This window comes from Acetobacterium sp. (assembly GCF_036508315.1).
In the GTDB taxonomy this organism is placed as follows: domain Bacteria; phylum Bacillota; class Clostridia; order Eubacteriales; family Eubacteriaceae; genus Acetobacterium.
This window is the reverse complement of the sequence record NZ_DATCHP010000063.1, coordinates 1-4,614: the sequence shown is the minus strand read 5'-3', so window position 1 is coordinate 4,614 and position 4,614 is coordinate 1. Positions and strand designations below refer to the sequence as shown.

The 4,614-nt window shown below is 37.5% G+C and carries 6 protein-coding genes and 1 pseudogene; 4 read left to right on the top strand and 3 right to left on the bottom strand.

What is annotated here, in order from left to right; genetic code table 11:
• The 3 genes from VIK44_RS08260 to VIK44_RS08250 all read right to left on the bottom strand — a co-directional run.
• The coding region (locus VIK44_RS08260; protein WP_331553393.1) for a CHASE3 domain-containing protein at positions 1-286 on the bottom strand (286 nt) is incomplete at its 3' end.
• 7 nt (positions 287-293) lie between these two features.
• A complete protein-coding gene (locus tag VIK44_RS08255; protein WP_331553392.1) occupies positions 294-863 on the bottom strand; it encodes a chemotaxis protein CheB in 570 nt (189 codons plus the stop codon).
• A gap of 3 nt (positions 864-866) precedes the next feature.
• Positions 867-1,667, bottom strand: a complete 801-nt coding sequence (locus tag VIK44_RS08250; RefSeq protein ID WP_331553391.1) for a protein-glutamate O-methyltransferase CheR — start codon at positions 1,665-1,667, stop codon at positions 867-869.
• 503 nt (positions 1,668-2,170) lie between these two features.
• Here VIK44_RS08250 and VIK44_RS08245 point away from each other — a divergent pair.
• The 4 genes and pseudogenes from VIK44_RS08245 to VIK44_RS08230 all read left to right on the top strand — a co-directional run.
• Positions 2,171-2,686, top strand: a pseudogene (locus VIK44_RS08245) (DUF2157 domain-containing protein); the annotation flags it as partial.
• 217 nt (positions 2,687-2,903) lie between these two features.
• A complete protein-coding gene (locus tag VIK44_RS08240) occupies positions 2,904-3,281 on the top strand; it encodes a hypothetical protein (RefSeq protein WP_331553390.1) in 378 nt (125 codons plus the stop codon).
• 55 nt (positions 3,282-3,336) lie between these two features.
• Positions 3,337-3,675 (top strand): hypothetical protein, encoded by a 339-nt coding sequence (locus VIK44_RS08235; protein WP_331553389.1) that lies wholly within the window; start codon positions 3,337-3,339, stop codon positions 3,673-3,675.
• 489 nt (positions 3,676-4,164) lie between these two features.
• Positions 4,165-4,614: hypothetical protein (locus VIK44_RS08230; protein ID WP_331553388.1), on the top strand; the 450-nt coding region annotated here is incomplete at its 3' end.

Genomic DNA, 4,614 nt, shown 5'->3' with positions numbered 1-4,614 from the left:
TTAATTCTTTTACTTTATCAAGATGCTCAACTCCTTTTGTTTGTGCATCTAAAAAAAGGTCCAAAAATTTACTATCCCCTGAAATGACATAACCCCGTGTGCCTGATTCAGCATTAATGGTAGAAGTTAGTATTTGTTCGAACTCAGATACTATCTGATTGGTAAAATCTACCAAGGCATTTGCTTCGGTGTATTTTTTACTGTTATTAAATGAGAAAATTGCAACCCCGAAAAGTATAATGGCACAAGCAATAAATCCCGTTAATATTTTTCTTTCAAGTTTCATTTTCATCTTATTTTTGTTTGTCTAAGGTTATTAATAATTCCGTGATGCCTTCCAACGATAATACATAATCTGGTTCAATGGCGGCAATTGCTGATTTAGGCATAAAAGCAGATTCTGCTGTTTCGGGATTCTGAATTATGGTTAAACCACCACATTCTTTTACCCGTTTTATCCCGTTAGTTCCGTCATTATTAGAGCCTGTAAGTATTACTCCAATCAATTTGCCGGCATAAACTTCAGCAGCCGATTCAAATAATACATCAATTGATGGTCTTGAATAATTTACCTGTTTATCAACTGTAAGAGAAAAAGTTCTGTCCTTTTCGATTAGCAAATGATAATTAGGCGGAGCAATGTAAACTTTCCCATTTTCAATTTTTTCTTTTTCATCCGCTTCTTTTATAGGAAGATTGCTTTTATCATTTAAAAGTCTTACCCAAAGGTTATCAGAATGAGCACCTATATGCTGCACAATAATAACGGGAGTGTTAAAATCCTTAGGTAAAAGAGAAAACATGACTTTCATCGCATTCATGCCTCCGGAAGAAACCCCTATTACAATTGCTTCGTAGCGCATATTTTAATATCTCTTTTTAAAAATCCGTTGTTTTTTATCCAACTCAGAGTATTCTTCGGCCAAATCGGTAAACCGGATCCCTTCTTTTGAGCCTAAGCATAAAATACCACCATTAATCAGGCTATCATGAAAAAGTCTCTGCACTTTATTTTGCAGATTTTTATCAAAATAAATAAGCACATTTCTGCATAATATTACGTGCACTTCTGCAAAAACACTGTCGGTAACTAAATTATGATTAGCCCAAACAATATTTCTTTTTAAAGATTTATTCATGATTACGCTATCATAATTTGATGTATAATAATCCGAAAATGATTCTTTCCCTCCCGATAATTGGTAGTTTGCAGTGTATTCTTTCATCATTTTGTTGGAAAAAATTCCTTCTTTTGCTTGTGACAATGCCTGCTGATTAAAATCAGTAGCATAAATGGTTGTTCGGTCGTACAGTCCTTCTTCCTGCAATAGAATTGCAACTGAATAGGCTTCCTCACCCGTAGCGCAACCGGCATGCCATATTTTTACAAAGGGATAAGTTTTTAAAATTGGGATGACATTTTCGCGAAATGACCGATAGAAGTCCGGATCACGAAACATCTCGGTTACTTTTATTGATAAATCCTGCAGAAATTCTGATGCAAAAACCTCATCCGTCAAAAGTCTGGATTGCATTTGTTCAATATTCTCAAAACCTGACATGCTCATCCTGTTCATGATTCTGCGCCTGATGTGCGCTTCGGAATACTGCCTGAAGTCATAACTGTATTTCTGAAAAAATGCTTCCAACAGCGATGTAATTTCCAAATCGGATTTGTCTTTATTTGTTCTTGCAGTGTGGACAAAGGTAAACACAATAAGTTATATAGTTTTAGAAATAAGTTACATGATTCACACATTTTCAACTTCGGTTCGGGAAGTTGTCTTTATTTTGGTTTCATCGCACAGCTAATCTTTTCCTGACTAACGCCCATACTCGGGGGTCCCAGGATTATGCCCTGGTGGGCCCACCCACAGAATCAAACACTTCCGGAGATAATCTGTAAGTGTTTTTTGTTTTATGCAAGATTTTGATTTAATTTGGTGCTTCTCTTTTGACCAGGTTAAACAGAATGGAGTCATTTTAATAAGAATTCGCCATTTATAGCTTACATTTGCGATGATAGATTGATATTAATGAAGTTAAAACCTTTGTGATATGAGTTTACTTAAAGATCTCCCCCGAGCTTGTAAGTGCCAATATCATCACCAATGACACGGCCCGGCTAATTACCGATTAATACCAAAAAAAACACGTAACCTCGCCGAACAGGCAATTGCTGATTTTCGGTATACAGGGGACCATCCTGATAGGAACCGGTATGATGTTTATTGTGGCCAACCAATGGGATCAATTCTCCCAATTTACTAAAACGACATGTGCATTCTTACTGCTGATCATTCCGCAACTATTTAGTGTTTATTTACTTATGAAAAAAAATAAGAAAGTGGTCTGGAGAGAAATTGCCGCTCTTTTGCTCTTCTTTGCCGTCTGCGCTAACATCTCACTCGTGAGCCAGATTTACCATATCAACAGCGATGCAAATACCTTTCTGATGACATGGTTGATACTGACAGCACCTTTGATTTATTTACTCGATCCTTCAGCACTTTCATTGGCTTACCTTTTTATGAGCATGATATACGGTTTAAAAGCCAGAATTAACGTTGTTTTCCCAAATGAAGATTACCTCTTCTGGATCCTTTTTATGCTTCCTCTGCCCCGCTATTTCTATTGTTGCGAAAAACTCCGGCAAGCACTTTGCTTATTCTGCATCACTGGATGATCCCTTTCGTACTAACGCAGACACTCGTAATCCTGGCCCACCGGGAGAAAATGCTGATTCACCCAGCTTGCATCTCTCTGTTCGCCCTGTTTTATTTCATCGGACAACGTCCGTTATTCAAAAGCCGCCCGCTTTTTCATAACGGATATCTCATTTTTGGCTTTGCAGGTACCATTATTTCTCTTCTTGTGATGTCATTTAAGCAACCTGGAAAAGTATGGAAACGGATGTTTATCAGTTTCCAAATCTTATTGTTACCCCAGAATTTATAGGATGCCTTATTTTGTTTGCGCTGTCCACCATTTTGCTTTACAGGCAAAACCGCCTTAAAAAACTGGCAGAATGGAGGTTAATGGATGTTACATATATCTTGTTTCTGATTCTTTTTATATTAGGGGCAAAGGCAATCACACTCTCAGTCATTTTTATAAATCTGCTAGTCTTTATTTTTGGACTAATGTTACTTAAGGAAGGTGCAAAACAGACCCATCTTGGAGTAATCAACCTTGGTATGTTAATTATTGCATTACTGGCGATTTGCCGCTCATTTGATTCGGATTTAACCTTCGTCATAAAAGGCATCTTGTTTGTTTAAGTCGGCATCGGTTTTTTTGCAGCGAATTGGTTGATGATCAAAAAAAGAAAAGAAAATGAAGCCTAAAACATTGTTCTTGATTGCGTTTATCGTGGTGGCCCTGGCACAGCTTTTTGTTCCTTACCAGATGATCAGCAAACAGGCCGGATACGCAGAAACAGGTAGTGAATTTAAATTCAAAACAGGCAACAGGGTTAATCCTGATTTTAATGGAATTGGCTCAGATCTTAGTGGTAAGTTTATATGGTTGAAATTCAAAGAAGACCATATTAAAATAGCGGATAAAAAAGACTGGGAGAATATCCGGAACGCCTATGTTGAATTTACTACGGATAGTGCAGGTTTTGCAAAGATTTTGTCGGTCGCAATCACAAAGCCCATTAGCCACGACTAGGTCCGGGAAAGCGTTAATGTTGACTGGAAAGATTCTACCAGACTAAACATATCCTATCCATTTAATCACTATTATATCCAGTATAGTCAAAACAAAAAGGTTGAATCGGCGATTAAAAACGGGCTATGCGATACTTTGAAAACCAACTTTCTGCGGATTAAAATAAAGGAAAATCAATTTGTGGCTGTTGACCTGATAATTGATGGTGTCCCTTTTAAAGAAATGAGCTTAGATACAGGGAAATCTAATTAAGCCAATTTCTGTCACGAAACGGATATTGGCGGAACGGAAGGCCCCTTCGGCCTTCCAACATAATCAAATACTTATCCTTTCAATATCGTTGGTCCATCTTGTGTTCAGCCAGATTTTGAAGATTTTTTGGAACTCTTATAAATAAAACTTCCCGAGATTAAACGATATGCCCAAATATTGGTCTAAAAGGAAATTTATTTTTTCCGGTTATTGAAACTTTTGCTAATAGAACCAATTATGAAGATTTCACTTGTACGATTTGTTATCCCGTCTTTATCCCTTTTATTTTTCACTCTGATTCAATTCGCTGAGATAAAGGCTCAAAATAATGCTACAGAAACCAGTAACTGGCCTGAATGGCGTGGAAAATATAATTCCGGCGCTATAGTGGGTGGTAACACTCCTGTTGAATTTAGCGAAACAAAAAATTTGAAGTGGAAAATTGAAATTCCGGGGAAAGGCCATGCCACACCGATAGTCTGGGAGAACCATGTAATTATCCAGACAGCTGTTGCAACAGACAAAAAACCGGAGAAAGCAGTTGTTTCTGCAGCAAGTCCGATGGCCGCCAGTTCGACCGAATTTATTCATCAGTTTATCGTGATTTCGGTTGATAAAAACACCGGAAAAATTATTTGGCAAACCATTGTAAAGGAAGAGCTTCCAGCTGAAAGAACACATGATCTC

What these genes read in the sequence shown, in the direction of transcription:
- VIK44_RS08255 (WP_331553392.1), bottom strand. Translation starts at nt 863, where the DNA reads ATGCGCTACGAAGCAATTGTAATAGGGGTTTCTTCCGGAGGCATGAAT.
- VIK44_RS08240 (WP_331553390.1), top strand. Translation starts at nt 2,904, where the DNA reads ATGGAAACGGATGTTTATCAGTTTCCAAATCTTATTGTTACCCCAGAA.
- VIK44_RS08235 (WP_331553389.1), top strand. Translation starts at nt 3,337, where the DNA reads ATGAAGCCTAAAACATTGTTCTTGATTGCGTTTATCGTGGTGGCCCTG.